Raw genomic sequence first — 20,634 nt, 5'->3', positions numbered from 1 at the left:
TAATAGTTAAAAAAAATCCTTCTGATAACCAGAAGGATTTTTTGAATATTAAAATGTGAGGGTTGATTCTTATTTACAAAAACCAAAGTAGCCAATCACAATCAGGGCTAAGACAATGCGATACCAGCCAAAAGCTTTAAAATCATTTCGTTTAATATAATCTAGTAAGAATTTAATAGCAGCATAAGCAACGATGAATGAAACTACCGTCCCTACTAGTAAGACAAAAGATTGTAAACCGGTAAAAACATTACCATGCATAAAGAATTTTAGTAGTTTTAATAAGCTGGCACCAAACATCGTCGGAATAGCTAAGAAAAACGAAAATTCCGTAGCTACATAACGAGAAGTACCAATTAAAATAGCCCCTAAGATGGTTGCTCCGGAACGTGAAGTGCCGGGAATAAGGGATAAAACTTGAAAAGCTCCAATAGCCAAGGCGATTGAATAGGGGAGCTTATTCAAATCCGTCAGGCGCGGGGTTTTAGTTTGATTGTAATTTTCAATGATAATGAATAAGACACCATAAATTAATAAAGTTGCGGCAATTACCGGCCATGTATTAAAATGCTCATCCATGAAGTCATTCAGGGGCAATCCAATAATAACCGACGGCATGACAGCTAAAAGTACTTTCCCCCAAAGGGTCCAAGTTTGCCTTCTTTCAAGGACAGTTTTATGAGGTGAGAAAGGATTGAGTTTGTGAAAATAAATAACGACGACAGCTAAAATAGCTCCCAGTTGAATAACCACCATAAACATATTAATAAAGGCTGGTGATTCTTGCAGCTTTATAAATTCGTTGGCTAAATACAAATGCCCCGTAGAACTGATAGGTAAAAATTCGGTAATTCCTTCAATTATTCCTAAAATGATGGCCTTGAAGACATCTAACATAAATAAATCCACTCCAAATTAATAAAATAGAATACAGGTACCTTCGGGAACTTGTACATCATTATTTAAAAACGTCAAGTAGCCCGTCAAAGCATTATATTTCAGTACGGTTACGTCATTTGATTTTTGATGCGGGACTAAGACGTAATTACCCGTTAAATCAAATTGAAAGTCACGCGGGAAATCACCTTGAGTTTTTATTGTTTGTAATTGTTCCAAATCAAGACCATTAGCACTAATTTTAAACGAAACCAGTGAATTGTGACCACGATTAGATGTATATAAATATTTCTGATCGGGGGAAAGGCGAATAGCCGCTGCGGTATTAGGTTCTTCAAAGCCAGCCGGCAAGAGCGCGTAAGTATTTTCCAAACTGAAATACCCCTCATGATATTGCAAAACTAACACAGTTGAACTCAATTCGCAAATGCAATAAGCAATGTCAGGATGTTGGCCATTAAAAACGATATGGCGCGGAGCCGAACCCGCAGGAACCTTGAAAGTGGCGTGAAGCTGGGCCTTGCCATTGGGATTTAAATCATAGGTTAAAATCGAATCGGTCCCATAATCACAAATAACTAGTTTATCATCTGGGGTTAAATGAGCAATATGCGGATGTGCCGCTTCTTGCTCGGGCAAAACGGAATGCCCGCTTAATTGAATTTGATCGGTTAAAGTTAGAGTAGAATCTGCTTGGATTCGGTAAATATTAACTATACCGCTATGAAAATTAGCTGTAAACACTAGTTGTTTTTTATCGGATACTTCAATATAAGCCGGCGCTGGACCAGATTGTAAGACTTGACCTAAAAGCTGAAAATTATGTTCCAGATCAAAAGCTGCTACACCACCTTGTGTTTTGGTTTTGACTACCGAATATAAAATATTGGCATTGGAAATAGTAAAATAAGTCGGACCTTCTAAGCTAACGGCCAGTTGTGCCGGTGATAGTTGCCCTTGCTGGCTGTCAAAAGACAATTGGTAAATGCCTCGACTAGCTTGTTTAGTGTAACCACCAATTAATACATGTTCTTTCATAATTTTTTCTCCTTTGACCAATATTCTATAATAAAACCCTTGAAAAAACTGCTTTAAGTCTTATTTCAATGATGTTTATATCACAATCGTAAACAACAGGCGTAATGGGCAGGAAAATGTTAATATTAAATTATGCTATCTCGCCTAGTTTTTCCTTATTTTTTCAAAATTACAATTTAGGAGTTTTTTCATGACGAACAACAAAAAAACATGGTTTACAAACTGGTTTTTAAATAATAAATTCACCGTGGTGTTATTAAATATTTTGTTATTGTTCGTAATTATTGCGCTATTTGGGAAGGTGAACTATTTTTTTCGACCACTAGGCCAAATTCTGGGAATCATTTTACCACCACTAGTAGTAGCCGGAATTTTGTATTATTTAATTGATCCCCTGATTGATTGGCTGGAAGCTAAATTTAATATTCCCCGCGTGTGGTCGATTAGTATAGTTTTTATTTTAATTTTTGGATTGTTAATTTGGATGGTCGTGACTTTAATTCCCATTATTCAAAGTCAGATTAATTCTTTAATTCATAATATTCCAAGTTACTGGCGGGATTTACAAGGAATGCTCAATGAGTTAAGTCATAATCCCCGTTTACAAAAACTACATTTGACTCAAAATTTTTCCACAACTAAAATTAATCATTCACTGGCACAAAGTTGGGATGGGGTCCTAGGTTCAGCCTTTAATAACCTAACTTCGGCGGTGGGAATTGTGTCTAATGTTGTCATGATTTTACTAACCGCACCTTTTGTCTTATTCTTCATGCTGAAAGATGATCGTCAAATTAAACCGTTAATTTTGAAGTATGTGCCGGATCGTTTAAAAGCCTCCATCGGTGTGACATTAACCGAAATTAATGGCGCCTTAAGTTCTTATATCCGCGGTCAGTTAACAGTGGCCTTTTGGGTGGCGGTTATGTTTGCGGTGGGTTATTTAATTGCGCAGGTTCCCTATGCTTTATTGTTGGGAATTACGGCGGGTTTTTTAAATTTAATTCCTTATGTCGGCTCCGCTTTAGGCTTGATTCCCGCTATTATTTTAGCCTTGATTAATGGACATGGGATGATTTGGAGTGTGATCATTGTCTTCGCTATTGAACAGACTATTGAAACGCGGGTAGTTTCCCCGCTGGTAGTCGGTAATAAAATGAATATGCATCCGGTCACGACAATTTTTGTTTTATTAGTATCCGGCGGTATGTTTGGGTTAGCGGGAGTTATTTTTGGCATTCCGATATTTGCAATTTTGAAAATTATATGTTCCCGCATTTTTAAATGGTTTCAACGTAATTCTAATTGGTATCAAAATGGTACTAATTGAATTTCATGGTACGACTTTGTTAATGTCAAATTAAAACCCGCCAACCAATTTAGTTGACGGGTTTGCTTAAAATAAGCTTAACTGGTTAATCACCATTATAAATTGAATTTTTTAAAATGACATAGTTGACTTTTCTTAAATCGGCTAAATTACGACCGCCAGCGTATGAAATGGCAGATTGTAAATCTTCTTTCATTTCGCGTAGAGTGGTTTTGATTGAACCGCGGTAAGGGACAGTGATAGCTTTACCTTCAATATTTTTGCGTTCACCTTTTTGCATTTCGGAAGCAGAGCCAAAATACACTTTGACTTTTTGACCATTTTTTTGGCGGATTTCGCCGGGATTTTCATCATGTCCGGCAAGTAAAGAGCCAATCATTACCATCTGCGCGCCAAAACGTAATGATTTGGCAATATCGCCATTGGTACGGATGCCTCCATCTGCAATAACTGGTTTGTTTGCAGCTTTAGCGCACATACGTACGGCCGCTAATTGCCAACCGGCTGTGCCAAAACCAGTTTTGATCTTTGTAATGCAGGCACGGCCGGGACCAATTCCCACCTTGGTAGCATCTGCTCCCGCATCCTCCAAAAAGTGAACTGCTTCAGGAGTAGCCACATTGCCGGCAATCACGAAACTTTGTGGCAAATAAGTTTTGATATACTGGATCATGTGCTGAACACTAGGAGCGTAGCCATGGGCAATATCAATTGTAATAAACGCCGGCGTTAAATGGGCCTGTACTAACTGATCAATGAGTTCATAGTCGGCTTTTTGGACACCCACGCTAATGGAAGCATAGAGTTGCTGCTGGTGCATCTTTTGTACAAAATTGAAGCGGGTTTGGGGCGTAAAACGATGCATAATATAAAAATAATTATTTTGTGCTAGCCAAACTGCTAATTTTTCATCAATAACACTAGCCATATTAGCAGGGACTACCGGAATTTGAAAAGTATAGTTACCTAATTGGACACTAGTCTGAGCTTGGTGTCGATGCTCTAAAATACATTTTTGCGGAATCAATTGAATATCTTCGTAATCAAAAACATTAAAAGGATTATTCGGCATTTTATCAGTCACCTTCGAATCTATTTGCGAACATTTAACGAGATACATTTGCTAAAAGTTCGCCCTTAATTATTAAATAATATTTCTTCCAAATGTCAAGGAAAAATTAAGACTTGCCGAAAAGTTCATGACCGCCTATAATCAAACTTGTGGACTTAGTTCGTGTGTTTTTATCAAACTCAAATTTAATAAAAGTATACGATATAAGTTAATTAACGTATTTTCTCGCTGTGTTAGACCGAGGAAATGCGTTTTTTTGTAAATTAGTTGTGGTAAAATTTGAAAAGAATATTATTTGTTGAGTGGAGGTATGAGTTAGCTGTAATGACCAATCATATTGTTTTATTTGAACCTTTAATGCCAGCTAATACGGGCAATATTGCGCGAACCTGTGCGGGAACTAATACCATCTTGCATTTGATTCGGCCCTTAGGCTTTGCGCTAGACGATAAACATCTTAAACGGGCGGGTTTGGATTATTGGGATCATGTCCAGTTAGTAATTCATGATGATTTAACAGATTTTTTACAACAAGTGAAAGATCCACATTATCTGTATTTAATTTCTAAATTTGCGGATCAATCATATACCGCAGTGGATTATACAGATACGACACAAGATCATTATTTTTTATTTGGGAAAGAAACCACGGGATTACCTGAAAAGTTCATGCGTCAAAATTATGAAAAATGTTTACGAATTCCGATGACTGATAATATTCGGGCTTTGAATTTGGCCAATTCTTGTGCCATCGTGATTTACGAAGCATTGCGGCAACAACAATTTGCCGGTTTAGAATTACAGCATCATTATCTTCATGATAAATTACATTAGGAGGAATTATGGATATTCAAGCGAATAAAGGGCCGATTGTAGTCCAGAGTTTTCATTATGACGTTGTCGACGCCTCGAGTCCGATTAAAACTGAAGTACAGGTAGAACTTCAAGATTATGAGCCGCAAGAACCAGTAAAAAATGCGCTGACACTTCAGGTCATGACCCCCTTTGATATTCATCCAAAGGGTACAACATTTGCAATTTCAGGCTTAGTTGGCCAAGTAGTACAATTAATAAATTGCCCACAAACCATTGATCAACTAGATGCTCAAATAGTGCAGCAATTGTCACAACCGCTCATTGAACAAATTCAAATTTTAACATATCAGGTAACTGCGATCACTTTGGATCAAGGTTATCACTTAGAATTTAATCCCCAGAGTAAATAAAGCGTTCATCATCGTATCTTTGAAAAATGAAATCAGATATTATATATTATAGTAAAAGCGCAATCATTATTTTTTGATAATTCAATGATAATGAACGTTAGTCAGAATTAGGGAAAGGTATATGGAACAAAATATTAATATTGATGAATTCTACCAAATTATAAAAAAACATTGGCGGATTGTTTTGAATAGTGCAATTGTAGGTGTGATATTAGCCTTGATTGTGACTTTTGTAGTGATGACTCCTAAATACCAATCACAAACCCAAATTGTTGCTACTTTACCTAAACAGCAACAGGCTCAAGATACTAATAACGACGTAACTGCTAATTTGCAGTTAGTCAATACTTATAAAGAATTTGTCATGGGGGATGTGGTCTTAGAAAAATCCAGTCGAGACCTGAAAAGAATTGGCATTAAACGTAGTACTAATCAATTAAAAAAATCTCTACAAGTAACTCAACCGCAAAATTCGTTAATGTTCACTATTAAGGCTAAAGATATCAATCGTTATGATGCTAAAGCGATTGCCAATATCGTAGCATATGAATTTCAAAAAAATGTGCAAAAATACTTAAATGTCAATAAGATTTCGATTATTTCCAAGGCACAAGTCCCTCAAAAACCTGTTTCTCCTAAAAAAGGATTAAATATACTTATTGGTTTGGTTGTGGGTATTGTCTGCGGTATAGGATTGGTTTTCTTGGTAGAAATGCGCGATCTAACTATCAAAGACGAGGACTTTATTACGGATAAATTAGGGTTAACAGTTATTGGCCATGTAGCACGCATTTCTCAGCAACAGTTACAGCAGACCACAAATGCGCGTGATTTTGGCATGGATCAGAAAAACCGGAAAGATAATGAAGTTACGACGCGCCGCGGTCGGAATATTTAAGGAGTTAATAAATGTTTAAAAAGAAAAGCAAAACCCAATTAGCTAGTCAAAAAACTGCGGCTGTCAGTTTAATTAGTTTATTAAATTCGCGGTCAACTATTGCGGAACAATACCGGACCATTCGTACTAATATCCAATTTGCAGCTTCCAGTGATCATCCTGTCAAATCCATTGTAATTACTTCTTCGGGACCATCAGAGGGAAAATCCTTAACGGCGGCCAATTTGGCAATAGTTTTTGCCAAGTCTGGTAAAAAGACACTGTTGTTGGATGGTGATATGCGCAAACCCACGGTTTGGAAAACTTTTCGCTTAAGCAATCAAAAAGGACTGAGCACGTTATTAGTATCTCCTGATGATATTGCTGATTCAATTCAAAAAACAACGATTGATAATTTATCTGTATTAACAAGTGGCCCACAACCACCTAACCCCTCGGAGTTACTGGGCTCAACCCGCGAGGAGGTCATTATGGATCAATTGACTCGGTTATTTGATGTGATTATTGTAGATATGCCGCCTGTAGTTACGGTAACTGATGCACAAATTGTAGCTTCTAAAGCTGACGGAACCATTCTGGTGGCGCGCGAAGGTGTTAGTGAAAAGGCTGCTCTACTCAAAGCTAAACAACTGTTAGAAATTGCTCATGCCCGTATTTTAGGGGTAGTATATAATGGCGTCGATTCAGCCAACGATGCGGGTTATTACTACTATAGTGATAAATAATGTCTCAACCAGTAATTGATTTACATTGTCATATCTTGCCGGGAGTAGATGATGGTGCCCAAACTATGGAAGATACGTTAGCCATGGCGCACAAGGCTGTCGACCAAGGGATTACTCATATTTTATGTACCCCCCACTATAATAATGGTCAATATAATAATAAAAAAAGCGATATTATCCCTTTGGTAGAGCGCGTGCAACACGAATTAGATGTCCAGCAAATTCAATTACATTTGTTGCCTGGCCAAGAAACCCATATTAGTGGGGATTTAGTGGATTGTATGGCACGAGATGAAGTTTTATATACCGATTTACAAGAACAATATCTGTTACTGGAGTTTCCCAGTTCCGAAGTGCCAATTTATGCAAAACCATTATTTACAAAAATTTTAGCCTTAGGAAAGATACCAGTGATTGTTCATCCAGAACGCAACGCTCATTTTATTAAAGATCCCAATGATTTAATCACATATTTGGATATGGGTTGCTTGGCCCAGTTAACGGCACCCAGTTATTTGGGAATCTTTGGCAAGCAAATTCAAAAAACTGCCCAATTAATGGTCCAGCATAATTTAGTTCAATGTATAGCTTCTGACGCTCACGGTTTGCAGCGGCGTAATTTTTATTTACAAGAAGCTTTGCAGGCCATTCATCAAGATTTTGGAGAAACTAAGGTGACTCAATTTTTAAAAACCGCTCGTGCTTTAGTTAATGGAGATGAGATTTCAGTGACGAATTACACCTCTATTACAAAGAAAAAACCTTGGTGGAAATTAATTTAAGAGGAAAGGCTTTATTACATATGGTACAAGATAAGAAAAAACGGCGCCACAGTAAACGAAAAAAAACAATTCTGGAAATTGGACTAATTGTGATATTTTTAGCTTTGGCAGGAGTAGGTGCTTATGCTGGTCGTATTTACTACGATGTCAATCATACGGCGCAATCCGTTTATAAAAAGAAAAATAAGTCGATTAAAAACCTGCGGGGCCAACAAGCTATTCATTTAGATGGACAAAAACCATTTTCGATTCTCTTGTTAGGTACGGATACAGGTGCTTTGGGACGCAAGGAACAGGGACGTACGGACTCCATGATTTTGGCAACGGTAAATCCTCAAACTAAGCAAACGAAAATGTTGAGTATTGCTCGAGATTCCCGTGTCAAAATTGCTCGAACTAATAAACTAGCTAAAATCAATTCCGCCTATGAGTATGGTGGTGTTTCTAACGTCATTAATACTGTCCAAAATTTTTTGGATGTCCCTGTGGATTATTATGTTTTATTGAATATGCGGGGTATTGAGCAATTAGTGAGTGCAGTCGGTGGGGTCAAAGTAAACAATAAATTTACTTTTAATTACGAGGGCAAACATTTTCCTAAAGGTGTAATCTATTTAAATGGATCTGATGCTCTAAAATATTCCCGTATGCGTTATAGTGATCCGGATAATGATTTTGGCCGCCAACGTCGACAACAACAAATAATCCAAGCGGTATTAAGAAAAGCTGTTTCCCTAAATATGTTGACGCACTATAATGAGTTTTTAACAGCGATGCAGGATAACTTACAGACCAATCTCACTTTAAAGGATGTTTTAAGTATTCAAAAAAAATACCGTAAAGCTTTGAATTTTCAAACTTTACAACTGAGAGGACACGGGCAAATGATTGATGGTCAATCATATCAAGTAATGGATGCTCATGAAGTTAGTGCAGTAACTCAAACTTTAAAACAGCAATTAAATTTAAAATAGTAGGTGGAAAAAATCGTGGCTAATTATTTAATAACGGGCGGTGCTGGTTTTATTGGTTCTAATTTAGCACAAGTACTTGTTGAAAATGGTGACACAGTAGTAATCGTGGATGACCTTTCGATGGGTAGTTTGGCAAATATCAATAAACTAAATCCTGAGCAAGTAACTGTTTATCAAAAATCAATTACTGATCATGACTTTATGCGTAAGCTATTAGTTAATAATCATTTTGACTATCTGGTTTTGCTTGGTGCGGTGGCTAGTGTGGCTGACTCAGTAGTGAGACCCATCGAAACTCATGCTATTAATTGTGAAGCTAATTTAAATGTTTTTGATGTTATAAGGAAACATCAGATTAACATCAAAAAAATATTCTTTGCCTCTTCGGCGGCGGTTTATGGTAATGGAGGTCCTACTACTAAACAGGAAACTTCTTTAATCGATCCTTTGTCTCCATATGCAATTGATAAATTCACGACTGAGCGTTATTTACTGAATTATGGTAAGTTGTACGGCTTAAATACAGTAGCCGCGCGATTTTTTAATGTGTACGGCCCTAAACAAAATCCGAATTCTCCCTATTCTGGGGTTTTATCCATAATTAATAAAGCCTTGACCGAAGATTCTGAGTTTGCTCTTTTTGGTGATGGAGAACAGACTAGGGATTTTGTTTATGTTCAAGATGTCATTCGGGCAGTGCTGCTGTTATTGCACAACAGCAATACTAACAATAATGTTTATAACATTGCCACAGGAAAATCGATCTCTTTAAACAAGGTCATTGAGATCTTTGAAAATGTTTATGGAAAACATTTAAAAATTGTTAGACATTCTGCTCGTAAAGGGGATGTAAAGGATTCCGGAGCAGATATTAGCAAAATTCAAAAACTAGGTTTTCAGCCTGAATATAGCATTCAAGAGGGATTATCTGCTTATATTGCTGCTCAAAATATCTGATATTAAATCAAAATAAATTATGGATATAAATTTGGGGGGACTATTTTAGTCAAGATATTTTGATTTTAAGCTAGACATTATTTAAATAACAGCAGCACACATAACTGATTGTTTTAAACATTTATAATAGTAGAGACCTTGGATTGATAATAAGATAAAAGGTAAGATATTTTCAGTAATCTATTCAATTCTTGTTTTTAATTCCGTGTATCAATCGATGATTTGGTGAAACTTAGTAATGAATACGCTTTATTTCAAATTGGGATATTAGTGGATTGTTAAAGTAAATTATATCGTTAAAAGTATAATTATTTTTGCGATTATGTATGTTAATATAATATTATTGGAAGTGTATGATTAAGATAAAGTTATAAATAAAAATAATTTTTGGGGGAATTATTTTGCAGGGGGAAAACAGAATACCCAAAAAGTTAGATACTTCTCTAACAATTTCGCAACAAAATAGCAGGTATGTATATAGATTTATTAAACGTTCGTGTGATATTTTATTTAGCTTGTTAGGAATATTAATCTTTCTTGTTCCGGGATTTTTGATTGCGTGTGCTATCAAATGGGAAAATCCAAAAGGAACAATTTTTTATACGCAGACTCGAGTAGGGAAATACCAAATACTTTTTAAAATGTACAAATTTCGTTCGATGCAGGAAAACGCGGACTCGATCATCACCAAATTAAAGTCGCAAAATGAAGTAGATGGGGCGATGTTTAAGATGAAGCATGATCCACGAGTTACGAAAGTGGGACATTTTTTAAGGCGACATAGTTTAGATGAGATACCTCAATTATGGAATGTTTTTAAAGGTGATATGTCGTTAGTTGGTCCGCGACCGCCGTTAGAAAGAGAAGTAGTCCAATACACTGATTATGACAAACAAAGACTTTCTGTCAAACCTGGTTGTACGGGTTTATGGCAAGTTAGTGGTCGTAATAATGTTGGTTTTCACGAAATGGTAGAGCTGGATTTAAAATATATAAAAGAGCGCGGACTTTATTTCGATTTTAAAATAATTTTACAAACTATTAAGATTATTATTTTTCCTAATAATGCATTTTAAGGGGAAATGGGGGGTCAATTGTAATGAAAGGGATAATTTTAGCAGGTGGTTCGGGCACTCGCTTGTATCCGATTACACGGGCAATTTCTAAGCAATTAATTCCCATTTACGATAAGCCCATGATTTATTATCCGATGTCAGTATTAATGCTAGCTGGTATCAGGGAAATTTTGATTATTTCCACTCCAATGGATATTTCACGTTTTGAAGATTTGTTTGCTGATGGTAGTGATTTGGGGCTGAATATTTCTTATGCAGTTCAAAAGGAACCTCGTGGACTAGCGGATGCATTTATCGTTGGGAAAAAATTTATTGGTTCAGATGCAGTTTGTTTAGTACTTGGGGACAATATTTTTTACGGCAGTGGACTATCACATTTATTACAAGAATGTGCTCAAAAAACAGTTGGCGCCACTATTTTTGGTTACCATGTTAATGATCCCGAACGTTTTGGGGTTGTCGAATTTGATGAAAAAATGCATGCAAAATCAATTGTTGAAAAGCCTAAACATCCAGCAAGTAATTATGCAGTTACGGGATTGTATTTTTATGATAATCATGTAGTTGATATCGCTAAAAATATTCGTCCCTCAGCACGTGGGGAACTGGAGATTTCCAGTATTAATCAAGCTTATTTGGATCAAGGACAACTCGATGTAAAAATTATGCGGCGAGGCTATGCATGGTTAGATACCGGAACACATGATTCTTTACATGAGGCAAGTGGATTTATTGCAACTATACAAAAAAATCAGAATTTAAAAGTTGCGTGTTTGGAAGAAATTGCTTATCGCATGGGTTATATTTCCCCAGAAAAATTATTGGAATTGGCACAGCCACTGCAAAAAAATGATTATGGTAAATACTTATTAAGATTGGTGGGAAAATAGTGGGTAAATTAAAAATCATTTCAACTCAATTACAAGATGCGAAAATTATTGAACCCGAAGTTTTTGGTGATCAACGGGGATTTTTTACAGAATCCTATTCCAAAAGAGATTATCAAAAACTGGGCCTTAATTTTGACTTTATTCAAGACAATCAGTCTTTATCACAAACAGCCGGAGTGTTGCGGGGACTACATTTTCAACGCGGTGAGTCTGCCCAAACAAAACTTATTCACGTTGTTACTGGTGTGGTTTGGGATGTCATCGTTGATTTACGGCAAGGATCACCTACATATAAAAAGTGGGAAGGCTTTATCATCTCAGCTAGCAATCATCGTCAGCTCTTAGTGCCGCGAGGCTTTGCGCATGGTTTTGTTACTTTAACAAATAATGTTAATTTTCTTTACAAATGCGATCATTATTATGACCCTGCGGCTGACGGTGGGATTAGTTATTGTGATCCGGATTTAAATATTAATTGGCCCATTGATCTCCAACAAGCTATTATTTCTGAGAAAGATGCACATCAAGTATTGCTGCGGGAATTTGAAAAAGATAATCCCTTTATTTATGGTAAAATTTAGGAGAAATAATGTTTAAAAATATTTTAGTGACGGGAGCAGCTGGTTTTATTGGTTCTAATTTTGTGCATTATTTAGTTCGTGAACACCCAGAGGTAAAACATATCATTGTTTTAGATAAATTAACTTATGCCGGTAATCCGGCCAATTTGGCAGATTTACCGAGCAGCCGAGTCCAATTGATAGTGGGCGATATTTGTAATCAAAATTTAGTTTCCCAGTTAGTAGCACAAGTTGATGCGGTAGTTAATTATGCAGCTGAAAGTCATAATGATAATTCTTTAACTAATCCAGATCCTTTTATTCAAACCAATATAGTCGGAACTTATACTTTGATCCAAGCTTGCCGTCATTATAATGTCCGTTATCATCATATTTCGACTGATGAAGTCTATGGAGATTTGCCATTGAGAGAAAATTTACCTCATCATGGTGAAGGCCCAGGAGAAAAATTTACTTCCAAGAGTCGCTACAACCCCAGTAGTCCATATTCTGCTTCCAAGGCTAGTTCAGATTTATTAGTCCGTGCTTGGGTTCGTTCTTTTAATTTACAGGCAACGATCTCTAATTGTTCAAATAATTACGGTCCTTATCAGCATATTGAAAAGTTTATTCCTCGGCAAATTACAAACATTTTATGCGGAAGACGGCCTAAGCTATATGGTACAGGCAATAACGTACGCGATTGGATCCATACTAGTGATCATTCGGAAGCGGTCTGGACGATTTTAACTCAGGGAAAAATTGGCGAGACGTACTTAATTGGGGCGCATGGTGAGAAAAATAACCGGGAAGTCTTAGAGTGGATTTTGGAATTAATGCATCAACCGCAAGATGCATATGACATTGTAAAAGATCGACCCGGACATGACTTGAGATATGCGATTGATCCCACAAAAATAGAAACTGAACTCGGCTGGCACCCTAGATTCACTGATTTTAAAAAAGGATTAACTCAGACAATTAACTGGTATTCTCAGCATCGAGATTGGTGGATTGATCAAAAAGAAAGTGTAGAAAGAGAGTACGAAGCGAATGATCAATGATAAAATTTTAATTTTAGGAGCAACTGGACAACTAGGTTCGCAATTACGTGAATTGTTAGATAGTCAAGCGATGGACTATTTAGCACCTAGTTCCAAGCAACTGGACATTACTAACGCTGATCTAGTCACTCAATATTTTCAAAAATATCAACCAACTATCATTTTTGATTGTGCCGCTTATACCAATGTTGATGGTGCAGAAGACGAACCAGGTAAAACTTTAGATCACAAAATTAATGCAGAAGGTACTAAATTTGTAGCACAAGCTGCGGAAATGATCAAAGCCACGCTTTTTTATATTAGTACAGATTATGTGTTTGATGGAAACAAAATAACAGCATATTTACCCGAAGATCGGCCTCATCCGCAATGTGAATATGGTCGTACTAAAGCTGAGGGAGAAACTAGCGTTTTAAACATAATGAGCAAATATTATATAATTCGTACCTCTTGGGTCTTTGGTCAATATGGTCATAACTTTGTTTACACTATGCTGCAGTTAGCCGAAAATCATAGTCAAATCAAGGTCGTCACTGATCAAATAGGCCGGCCTACTTGGGCTAAAACCTTAGCCCAGTTTATGATTTATGCTTGGAGGCAAAAAATAAGTTATGGAATTTATCAATTATCTAATGATAACTATTGCTCTTGGTATCAATTTGCACAAGAAATTTTAACTGATAAAAAGGTCAAACTGATACCCATTAGTTCTGCTGACTATCCCCAAAAAGCCCAGCGGCCTCAGCGCTCCATCATGAATTTAGATAAAGTAAAAGCCACCGGATTTTTAATTCCTACTTGGCAAAGCGCCTTGCGCGAATTTAAAGAAGAAATTACAAATTAATTGGGAGATTATTGATTTATATGATGCAGCATGTTTATATCATTGGTTCCAAGGGAATTCCAGCTCGCTATGGTGGCTATGAAACTTTTGTGGAGAATTTAACAGCTGGTAAGCAAAATAATAATATTTATTATCATGTTGCTTCTCGCAGCGATAATTCCCAGTATGGTCATCAGCCAGTTTTTTACTACAATAATTCGGAAATATTTAATATTACAGTTCCCAATATAGGACCGGCTCAAGCAATTGTTTATGATTTAAAGGCTTTGTCATATGCTTTACAAGACGCAAAAAATAATAATTATCAGAAACCAATATTTTATATTTTAACTTGCCGCATTGGACCATTTATGAAACATTATATTAAAAAGATTCATCAAATAGGCGGTTTTTATTTTGTTAATCCCGATGGACATGAATGGAAGCGGGCCAAATGGTCTTGGCCGGTTAGAAAGTACTGGAAATATTCAGAAAAATTAATGGTTAAATATGCAGACTTGGTAATTTGTGATAATCGCAAAATTGAAGAGTATATAAAGCATGATTACGCTAAATATCATCCTGAAACTACTTTTATCGCTTATGGAACAGCGATTGGAAGTTCGAAACTAACGCCAAAAAGCGCAATAGTTAAAAAATGGTATGCAGCGCAAGATGTGAAATTACATAATTATTATTTAATTGTGGGGCGTTTTGTTCCTGAAAACAACTATGAAATTATGTTGCAAGAGTTTATGCTTTCTAAAACAAAAAAAGATTTAGTTATTGTCACAAATGTAAAACGTAACAAATTTTATCATAAACTTTTGCAGGCTACTAATTTTACTTCTGATGCACGGATTAAATTTGTTGGTACAATTTATGATCAAGAATTGTTGAAATTCGTCAGAGAAAATGCTTATGGCTATATTCATGGACATGAAGTTGGAGGAACTAATCCCAGTTTATTGGAAGCTCTTTCTAGTACGCAATTAAATTTATTAATTGATGTGGGATTTAACCATGATGTGGCACACGATGTTGCCTTGTATTGGACCAAAAAATCACATAGTTTAGCCAATACAATTGATAAGGCAGATCAATACTCCCAGAAACAATTGAATCAAAAGTGTCGCCAAGCTCAAAATATAGTAAAAAAAGAATACACTTGGCCACTAATAATTGCAAAATACGAAACGAAATTTGGTTTATATAAATGATCAATATACTCTATTTACATGCAGGTGCGGAGATGTATGGTTCTGATAAAGTTTTATTGCAGTTGGTTACAAAACTCAATAAAAAGAAATTTAGACCCATAGTACTTTTGCCAGAGCATGGAATTTTGGAAAATAAATTAAAAGAAAACAATGTTAAAGTAAGTATTATTCCTTATCCTATTCTAAGAAGAGAGTATCTAACTTTTCATGGTATTCTGAATTACATATTTAATTATTTTAAGTATGGTTTTCGCTTAAAAAAGTATGTGCAAGACAAAAATATCGATTTAATTCATATTAACACTATCGCGGTTTTGGAAGGCGTATTCTTGAAATTATTTACGACGGTTCCCGTTGTCTGGCATATTCATGAAATCCTAACAAATCCAAAATTTATTTATAGATTAACTAGTTATCTGGTTGGTAAATTTTCCGATATTGTTATAGCTATATCCAATGCTACCAAGGAAAATTTAGTTAATTCGGGTTTTGTGCCAGAAAGCAAAGTTAAAATCGTATACAATGGCATTGATTTATCTCAAAATTTACAGGTGACCAATCTTAGAAACCATTTAAATATAAAAAAAACGGATATTGTTATTGGCCACGTTGGGAGAATAAATGCCTGGAAAGGACAAAATGATTTTTTAGAAGCAAGTATTCCAGTAATGATAAGGCATCCGAACGTTCATATTTTATTTAGCGGTAATCCATATAAAGGGCAGGAATGGCGCGAAAAAAATTTGCTTAATCGAATTAATGCATTACACGATTTAAAAACTAGAATTCATTATTTGGGGTATGAAAAAAGAATTGATAAAGTTTTTGAAACAATTGATATTTTTGTGAGTTGCAGTACTAGACCCGAGCCCTTCTCTTTGGTCACGATTGAAGCAATGAAACATTACAAGCCAGTGATAGCTTATGATCAAGGCGGTCCCTCGGAGATCATTAGAAATGGGTACTCAGGTATTTTAGTTCCTTTTTTGAATGTAAACTCGTTGAGTGAAGCTATTGAAAGTCTCGTCAATGATCCTAATAAAGTAGTTCTTTATGGTATTAATTCTAGAAGAATTATTAAAAATAATTTTTCTGAGGTCACATTTGTGAAAAATATTGAGATTATCTATGATAGGATGATAAGCTAGATGGTTTTGATAAATAGAGACGTATCGACATGGAGTAAGTCCCAAATAATTATTTCTGCTTTATTAAAAATATTTAGGGGATTTTTTAAAAAAATCTTTTTAAGACGTTCGAAGGGATTACTTTTTGTAGGCAGACATGTTACTTTGCAAAATAAACAATATATTTCAGTAGGAAAAAACGTAAAATTTGAAGACTGTTCTGAAATACAGGGATTATCAAGCCATGGCATAAAATTAGGTAATAATGTCACGATAGGGCGCAATGTAATGATAAGGCCCAGTAGTTATTATGGAGTAGGGCATATAGGATATGGATTAGAAATGGGGGACAATAGTTCTATTGGCCCCGATGGCTTTATAGGTTGCGCTGGAAAAGTTCAAATTGGAAAGAATGTAATGATTGGACCTAGAAGTATGTTAATCGCTGAAAATCATATTTTTTCTGATTCTAATAAATTAATTAAAGAACAAGGCGTAGCTCAAAAGGGAATCATCATTGGGAATAATGTTTGGATAGGTGCTAATGTAACTATTTTAGATGGCGTTGTTATTAATAGTGGAGCAGTTATTGGCGCAGGAACACTAGTTAATCATTCGGTTGATAAAAATAAAATTTTAGTAAACAAAAGAAGTATTAATTTAAAAAATAGATAACATATATTATGGAATGTTCTTATGTAAAGTTTCAATGACCACAATTTTGAAGGCGGTAATAATATGACTTTTCCCATTGATTTTGTAATTGATTGGGTGGATGATAGTGATCCAAGATGGATTAATAAGCGGAATGATTATTTGCCCGAAAGTGAAAGGTTAAGCACTCGATTCCGTGATTGGGGTTGGTTGAAATATTGGTTTAGATCTGTTGATGTTAATGCGCCATGGGTTCGGTATGTACATTTAATAACGGATAGTCAAGTACCTAATTGGTTGGATATAAATAATTCTAAATTAAATCTAGTTGATCATACCTCGTATATCGATAGATCTTATTTGCCAACGTTTAATAGCAATGCGATTGAATTATCTATTCACAAAATCAACTTACTTTCTAACCATTTTGTATTTTTTAATGATGATTTTTTTTTAAATGATGAAGTCGTTCCAGAAAACTTTTTCAGTACAAAAGGTCTGCCACTTGATTCCGGGATTGTTTCTCCTCAACTTCCTATTAATAATTCTATAACTCATATCACTACTAATAATATGCAGATCATCAATGATATTTATAGCAGAAAAAATATTTTGAAACATTTACACAAATTTCTAAACATTAGATATGGTAAACAGAATATAAAAACTTTAGTATCTTTAATGTGGCCAATGATATTAGGCTTTAATGATTTGCATATACCAATATCTTTTAAAAAAGAAACCTTTAAAATGGTTTGGGAGAGATACGGGCACTTGCTTAAAGAAACAGAAGAAAACAAATTTAGGACTAAGAATGATTTAAATATATTTCTGATGCGGTATTGGCAGCTTATAAATGGTGATTTTCAACCAAGAAGTTATGGTTTTGGTAAATATTATAATTTATCTGACAATAATGATCTTGTAATATCAGATATTTTGAAAAAAAAACATAAAGTAATTGTTTTAAATGATCAACCAAATATTCACAACTTCTACAAAGTAAAAAAAGAAATTCAAGATACTTTTTCAAGAAGATATCCAAAGAAATCTAGTTTTGAGATATAATAACTAAAGGAACCTATTATAATGAAAGATATTGCAGTTTTAATTTCGACATATAATGGTGAAAAATATTTAAAAGAACAATTAGATAGTATATTACTTCAAAAATTTTCAAAAGCTAATTATCGTATGAATATCTTTATACGAGATGATGGTTCTAGTGATGACACTGTCAACATAATACATAATTATTCTGAAAAATATTCAAATATTTTTTTACTGGATTCCGACAAAAATTTAGGTTTTTCCTTATCTTTTTTAACTTTATTAAAACAGATAAGTGCAGATTATTATTTTTTTTCAGATCAAGATGATGTTTGGATGCCTGGCAAGGTGGAATTATTTCTTGATATGATAACTAAAAATAATAATGATCAGTTCATTTGTGGTGTTTTTTCTGATTCATGGATCGCCGATGAACAAGCTATAAGTACTGGAAAAAGATTATTAGCCTTTAGAAGCAATCAAATTTTCAATGGAGAGTTGAAATTTGAACAACAAATCTTTGAAACTTTTGTGCCAGGTTCGTCGCTATGCATCAATAAATTAGCAAGAAATAAAATACTGAACTATAATTTAAACTTATTATCTCAATTAGAACCTCATGACTTTTTGATTGCGCTCATTATTAGCTATTATGGTAAACTTTATTTTATTAATACGCCTACCTTGTTTTATAGACAAACCGGGGAAAACTTAATTGGAGCAAGAAATACAAATAAAAAAAGTTATCTTTGGCGCCTAAAACATATTAAAAACAGAGTATCTGATGTCCAAATGGCTATGGCAGTTGGTGGTTATATTTCAGATAAAAAAAGTAAATTTTCTTCTGAAATTTATAATATCTCGGCTGGAAACTTTTCCTTTTTAAAGAAACTACTTTTTTTTATGAAATATAGACATCTAGTTTCTCCAAAACATTTTATTTTGATGCCTCTTGTTTACTCGGTTTTGATGAAAAAAGCCTTAAAAATCAAAAAAGAATAGGAATAATATGTTAAAAGAATATCTAAAAAAAGTTGAAACCTCAATATTCATTTTATTAATTTTTTTGCAAGTTAATTTTTTTCATACTTTTTCTTTTTTAGCTCAACCTCTAGTATCTTTAAATTCAGATATAAATAAGCAATTAATTTTAGTTGTTATTTTTTTTGCATTTATCTTACTATTTCCTTTAATAGTGACAGGAAATACGGATCATTACAGATATTCTTTCAGTTTTAGTATAGTGGTTTTTATAATCTCCTTAGTAATTCTGACCTTATTATCACATAGATATTATCAAATAAGTTGGTTTTCTTGTTTGAAAAGCAGTTATTATTATTGGATTATTTTTTATTTTTGGTCAGCATTATTTGTACTTAAAAATAATTTTGATCGAATGCTGAGAATTATTAAGTGGGTTTCGTACATTGATTTATTGATCTTATTGATACAAGATTTTTTTCTTATTACCGGTAAAAATCTATTTATCTACCTTGATGAATTTTCGACTAACATGTTAGTTATTAATAATCGCTTTGTGGTGGATGGAGATTTTTTAGTTTTTGCTGCTTTTTGTATTTTTATACTAGCAATATACAATGCAAAAAAATTAGATACTTTTGAAATTATTTACATATTATTTTTAATTTTACACCAAAGCTTTTTTTCTAAGGGAAGAGTATCACTATTAATCTTGTTATTGATGGTCTTTGTGTATTTTATATCTTATATTAATAAGAAATCTAACAAGCATAAGCTTTTAACCATTGTTCTTTGTTTGTCTATCGTCTTAGGTGCTTTTTACTTTATTATAAAAAAAATGGAATTTTTTTCCGGTTCACGGTCAATTAGTGGATTAGTCAGAATTTATGAATCTATTTATTATATTACTCAATCGACATTGCATGGTTTTTGGGGCATCGGGTTTACAGATGATGCGTCTTTACTTTATAGCGGTATAAATAACTATTTAGGGGGTAAATATTCATTTACCGATGTTGGAGTAATAGGATATTTGGGAGTATTTGGATTTTTAGGTTTACCTTTTTTGTTGTCATATATATATCAGTTTTTTAAGCTGGAACGATCTCATTTTAATATGGAAGCATTTGGAATTTCTTTTTGTTACATTTTCGGTCAATGGCTAACTCTTTTTCCACTCAATATTAGTAGAATTTTTTTATTTACAGTTACCAATGCCATTTTAGTAGTGTTTTTTAACAGTAAGTCCAGTATTGGAGTTTCGCATTATATTCGCAAGGAAAATTAAAT

At 34.4% G+C, this 20,634-nt stretch carries 22 protein-coding genes; 19 read left to right on the top strand and 3 right to left on the bottom strand.

The features are described 5' to 3' along the window. Positions 1-69: 69 nt before the first annotated feature. The gene (locus JG30_RS05850) at positions 70-897 is read right to left on the bottom strand and encodes an undecaprenyl-diphosphate phosphatase (protein ID WP_046316955.1); all 828 of its coding nucleotides are present in this window, start codon (positions 895-897) and stop codon (positions 70-72) included. Between the two features lie 18 nt (positions 898-915). Further along, positions 916-1,935, bottom strand: a complete 1,020-nt coding sequence (locus JG30_RS05845; protein WP_046316954.1) for a lactonase family protein — start codon at positions 1,933-1,935, stop codon at positions 916-918. A gap of 190 nt (positions 1,936-2,125) precedes the next feature. Between JG30_RS05845 and JG30_RS05840 the strand changes: the two genes are divergently transcribed. Further along, entirely contained in the window at positions 2,126-3,265 is a 1,140-nt protein-coding gene (locus JG30_RS05840) for an AI-2E family transporter (protein WP_046316952.1), read from the top strand. An 85-nt stretch (positions 3,266-3,350) separates the two neighbouring features. Here the strand turns inward: JG30_RS05840 and JG30_RS05835 are convergent, their stop codons facing one another. Next, the gene (locus JG30_RS05835; protein WP_046316951.1) at positions 3,351-4,337 is read right to left on the bottom strand and encodes a GMP reductase; all 987 of its coding nucleotides are present in this window, start codon (positions 4,335-4,337) and stop codon (positions 3,351-3,353) included. Between the two features lie 324 nt (positions 4,338-4,661). Between JG30_RS05835 and trmL the strand changes: the two genes are divergently transcribed. From trmL to JG30_RS05745, 18 genes are all read left to right on the top strand, one after another. Next, the gene (gene trmL / locus JG30_RS05830) at positions 4,662-5,171 is read left to right on the top strand and encodes a tRNA (uridine(34)/cytosine(34)/5-carboxymethylaminomethyluridine(34)-2'-O)-methyltransferase TrmL (protein ID WP_046316949.1); all 510 of its coding nucleotides are present in this window, start codon (positions 4,662-4,664) and stop codon (positions 5,169-5,171) included. Between the two features lie 8 nt (positions 5,172-5,179). Then, positions 5,180-5,563, top strand: a complete 384-nt coding sequence (locus JG30_RS05825) for a DUF1149 family protein (RefSeq protein ID WP_052725230.1) — start codon at positions 5,180-5,182, stop codon at positions 5,561-5,563. 121 nt (positions 5,564-5,684) lie between these two features. Beyond that, positions 5,685-6,461: a YveK family protein gene (locus JG30_RS05820; RefSeq protein ID WP_046316948.1), complete on the top strand. Its 777-nt coding sequence runs from the start codon at positions 5,685-5,687 to the stop codon at positions 6,459-6,461. 11 nt (positions 6,462-6,472) lie between these two features. After that, complete coding sequence (locus tag JG30_RS05815) at positions 6,473-7,186, top strand: CpsD/CapB family tyrosine-protein kinase (protein WP_046316946.1); 714 nt, start codon at positions 6,473-6,475, stop codon at positions 7,184-7,186. Continuing rightward, positions 7,186-7,968, top strand: a complete 783-nt coding sequence (locus tag JG30_RS05810) for a tyrosine-protein phosphatase (protein ID WP_046316944.1) — start codon at positions 7,186-7,188, stop codon at positions 7,966-7,968. Before JG30_RS05815 ends, JG30_RS05810 begins: the two co-directional genes overlap by 1 nt. Before the next feature lie 20 nt (positions 7,969-7,988). Then, positions 7,989-8,942 carry an LCP family glycopolymer transferase gene (locus tag JG30_RS05805; RefSeq protein WP_046317285.1) on the top strand — a complete coding sequence of 318 codons (954 nt, stop codon included), beginning with the start codon at positions 7,989-7,991 and terminating at the stop codon, positions 8,940-8,942. A gap of 15 nt (positions 8,943-8,957) precedes the next feature. Then, on the top strand, positions 8,958-9,899 hold the full coding sequence (locus JG30_RS05800; protein WP_046316942.1) for an NAD-dependent epimerase/dehydratase family protein: 942 nt from the start codon (positions 8,958-8,960) through the stop codon (positions 9,897-9,899). A gap of 401 nt (positions 9,900-10,300) precedes the next feature. Then, complete coding sequence (locus JG30_RS05795; protein ID WP_046316941.1) at positions 10,301-10,975, top strand: sugar transferase; 675 nt, start codon at positions 10,301-10,303, stop codon at positions 10,973-10,975. A 23-nt stretch (positions 10,976-10,998) separates the two neighbouring features. Next, complete coding sequence (rfbA, locus tag JG30_RS05790; protein WP_046316937.1) at positions 10,999-11,865, top strand: glucose-1-phosphate thymidylyltransferase RfbA; 867 nt, start codon at positions 10,999-11,001, stop codon at positions 11,863-11,865. Continuing rightward, the gene (gene rfbC, locus JG30_RS05785; RefSeq protein WP_046316936.1) at positions 11,865-12,446 is read left to right on the top strand and encodes a dTDP-4-dehydrorhamnose 3,5-epimerase; all 582 of its coding nucleotides are present in this window, start codon (positions 11,865-11,867) and stop codon (positions 12,444-12,446) included. The genes rfbA and rfbC overlap by 1 nt, the downstream gene beginning before the upstream one ends. A gap of 8 nt (positions 12,447-12,454) precedes the next feature. Beyond that, positions 12,455-13,489 carry a dTDP-glucose 4,6-dehydratase gene (gene rfbB / locus JG30_RS05780; RefSeq protein ID WP_046316935.1) on the top strand — a complete coding sequence of 345 codons (1,035 nt, stop codon included), beginning with the start codon at positions 12,455-12,457 and terminating at the stop codon, positions 13,487-13,489. After that, on the top strand, positions 13,479-14,333 hold the full coding sequence (rfbD, locus tag JG30_RS05775; RefSeq protein WP_046316933.1) for a dTDP-4-dehydrorhamnose reductase: 855 nt from the start codon (positions 13,479-13,481) through the stop codon (positions 14,331-14,333). Before rfbB ends, rfbD begins: the two co-directional genes overlap by 11 nt. A gap of 23 nt (positions 14,334-14,356) precedes the next feature. Beyond that, the gene (gene cps2T / locus JG30_RS05770) at positions 14,357-15,532 is read left to right on the top strand and encodes a beta 1-4 rhamnosyltransferase Cps2T (RefSeq protein WP_046317284.1); all 1,176 of its coding nucleotides are present in this window, start codon (positions 14,357-14,359) and stop codon (positions 15,530-15,532) included. Between the two features lie 32 nt (positions 15,533-15,564). Beyond that, the gene (locus JG30_RS05765; RefSeq protein WP_052725225.1) at positions 15,565-16,680 is read left to right on the top strand and encodes a glycosyltransferase; all 1,116 of its coding nucleotides are present in this window, start codon (positions 15,565-15,567) and stop codon (positions 16,678-16,680) included. Beyond that, positions 16,681-17,334, top strand: a complete 654-nt coding sequence (locus JG30_RS05760; RefSeq protein ID WP_046316931.1) for an acyltransferase — start codon at positions 16,681-16,683, stop codon at positions 17,332-17,334. Between the two features lie 63 nt (positions 17,335-17,397). Continuing rightward, the gene (locus JG30_RS05755; RefSeq protein WP_046316929.1) at positions 17,398-18,381 is read left to right on the top strand and encodes a stealth family protein; all 984 of its coding nucleotides are present in this window, start codon (positions 17,398-17,400) and stop codon (positions 18,379-18,381) included. A 21-nt stretch (positions 18,382-18,402) separates the two neighbouring features. Then, a complete protein-coding gene (locus JG30_RS05750) occupies positions 18,403-19,365 on the top strand; it encodes a glycosyltransferase family 2 protein (protein ID WP_046316928.1) in 963 nt (320 codons plus the stop codon). Positions 19,366-19,372: 7 nt separating this feature from the next. Continuing rightward, the gene (locus JG30_RS05745) at positions 19,373-20,632 is read left to right on the top strand and encodes a hypothetical protein (protein ID WP_046316927.1); all 1,260 of its coding nucleotides are present in this window, start codon (positions 19,373-19,375) and stop codon (positions 20,630-20,632) included. Positions 20,633-20,634: the final 2 nt, after the last annotated feature.

It is taken from the genome of Bombilactobacillus mellifer (genome assembly GCF_000970795.1).
GTDB lineage: Bacteria > Bacillota > Bacilli > Lactobacillales > Lactobacillaceae > Bombilactobacillus > Bombilactobacillus mellifer.
The sequence above is the reverse complement of the archived record's forward strand: the minus strand, read 5'-3'. Positions and strand labels throughout refer to the sequence as shown.

What these genes read in the sequence shown, in the direction of transcription:
- JG30_RS05850 (WP_046316955.1), bottom strand. Translation starts at nt 897, where the DNA reads ATGTTAGATGTCTTCAAGGCCATCATTTTAGGAATAATTGAAGGAATT.
- JG30_RS05845 (WP_046316954.1), bottom strand. Translation starts at nt 1,935, where the DNA reads ATGAAAGAACATGTATTAATTGGTGGTTACACTAAACAAGCTAGTCGA.
- JG30_RS05840 (WP_046316952.1), top strand. Translation starts at nt 2,126, where the DNA reads ATGACGAACAACAAAAAAACATGGTTTACAAACTGGTTTTTAAATAAT.
- JG30_RS05835 (WP_046316951.1), bottom strand. Translation starts at nt 4,337, where the DNA reads ATGCCGAATAATCCTTTTAATGTTTTTGATTACGAAGATATTCAATTG.
- trmL (WP_046316949.1), top strand. Translation starts at nt 4,662, where the DNA reads ATGACCAATCATATTGTTTTATTTGAACCTTTAATGCCAGCTAATACG.
- JG30_RS05825 (WP_052725230.1), top strand. Translation starts at nt 5,180, where the DNA reads ATGGATATTCAAGCGAATAAAGGGCCGATTGTAGTCCAGAGTTTTCAT.
- JG30_RS05820 (WP_046316948.1), top strand. Translation starts at nt 5,685, where the DNA reads ATGGAACAAAATATTAATATTGATGAATTCTACCAAATTATAAAAAAA.
- JG30_RS05815 (WP_046316946.1), top strand. Translation starts at nt 6,473, where the DNA reads ATGTTTAAAAAGAAAAGCAAAACCCAATTAGCTAGTCAAAAAACTGCG.
- JG30_RS05810 (WP_046316944.1), top strand. Translation starts at nt 7,186, where the DNA reads ATGTCTCAACCAGTAATTGATTTACATTGTCATATCTTGCCGGGAGTA.
- JG30_RS05805 (WP_046317285.1), top strand. Translation starts at nt 7,989, where the DNA reads ATGGTACAAGATAAGAAAAAACGGCGCCACAGTAAACGAAAAAAAACA.
- rfbA (WP_046316937.1), top strand. Translation starts at nt 10,999, where the DNA reads ATGAAAGGGATAATTTTAGCAGGTGGTTCGGGCACTCGCTTGTATCCG.
- rfbB (WP_046316935.1), top strand. Translation starts at nt 12,455, where the DNA reads ATGTTTAAAAATATTTTAGTGACGGGAGCAGCTGGTTTTATTGGTTCT.
- rfbD (WP_046316933.1), top strand. Translation starts at nt 13,479, where the DNA reads ATGATCAATGATAAAATTTTAATTTTAGGAGCAACTGGACAACTAGGT.
- cps2T (WP_046317284.1), top strand. Translation starts at nt 14,357, where the DNA reads ATGCAGCATGTTTATATCATTGGTTCCAAGGGAATTCCAGCTCGCTAT.
- JG30_RS05765 (WP_052725225.1), top strand. Translation starts at nt 15,565, where the DNA reads ATGTATGGTTCTGATAAAGTTTTATTGCAGTTGGTTACAAAACTCAAT.
- JG30_RS05760 (WP_046316931.1), top strand. Translation starts at nt 16,681, where the DNA reads ATGGTTTTGATAAATAGAGACGTATCGACATGGAGTAAGTCCCAAATA.
- JG30_RS05755 (WP_046316929.1), top strand. Translation starts at nt 17,398, where the DNA reads ATGACTTTTCCCATTGATTTTGTAATTGATTGGGTGGATGATAGTGAT.
- JG30_RS05750 (WP_046316928.1), top strand. Translation starts at nt 18,403, where the DNA reads ATGAAAGATATTGCAGTTTTAATTTCGACATATAATGGTGAAAAATAT.
- JG30_RS05745 (WP_046316927.1), top strand. Translation starts at nt 19,373, where the DNA reads ATGTTAAAAGAATATCTAAAAAAAGTTGAAACCTCAATATTCATTTTA.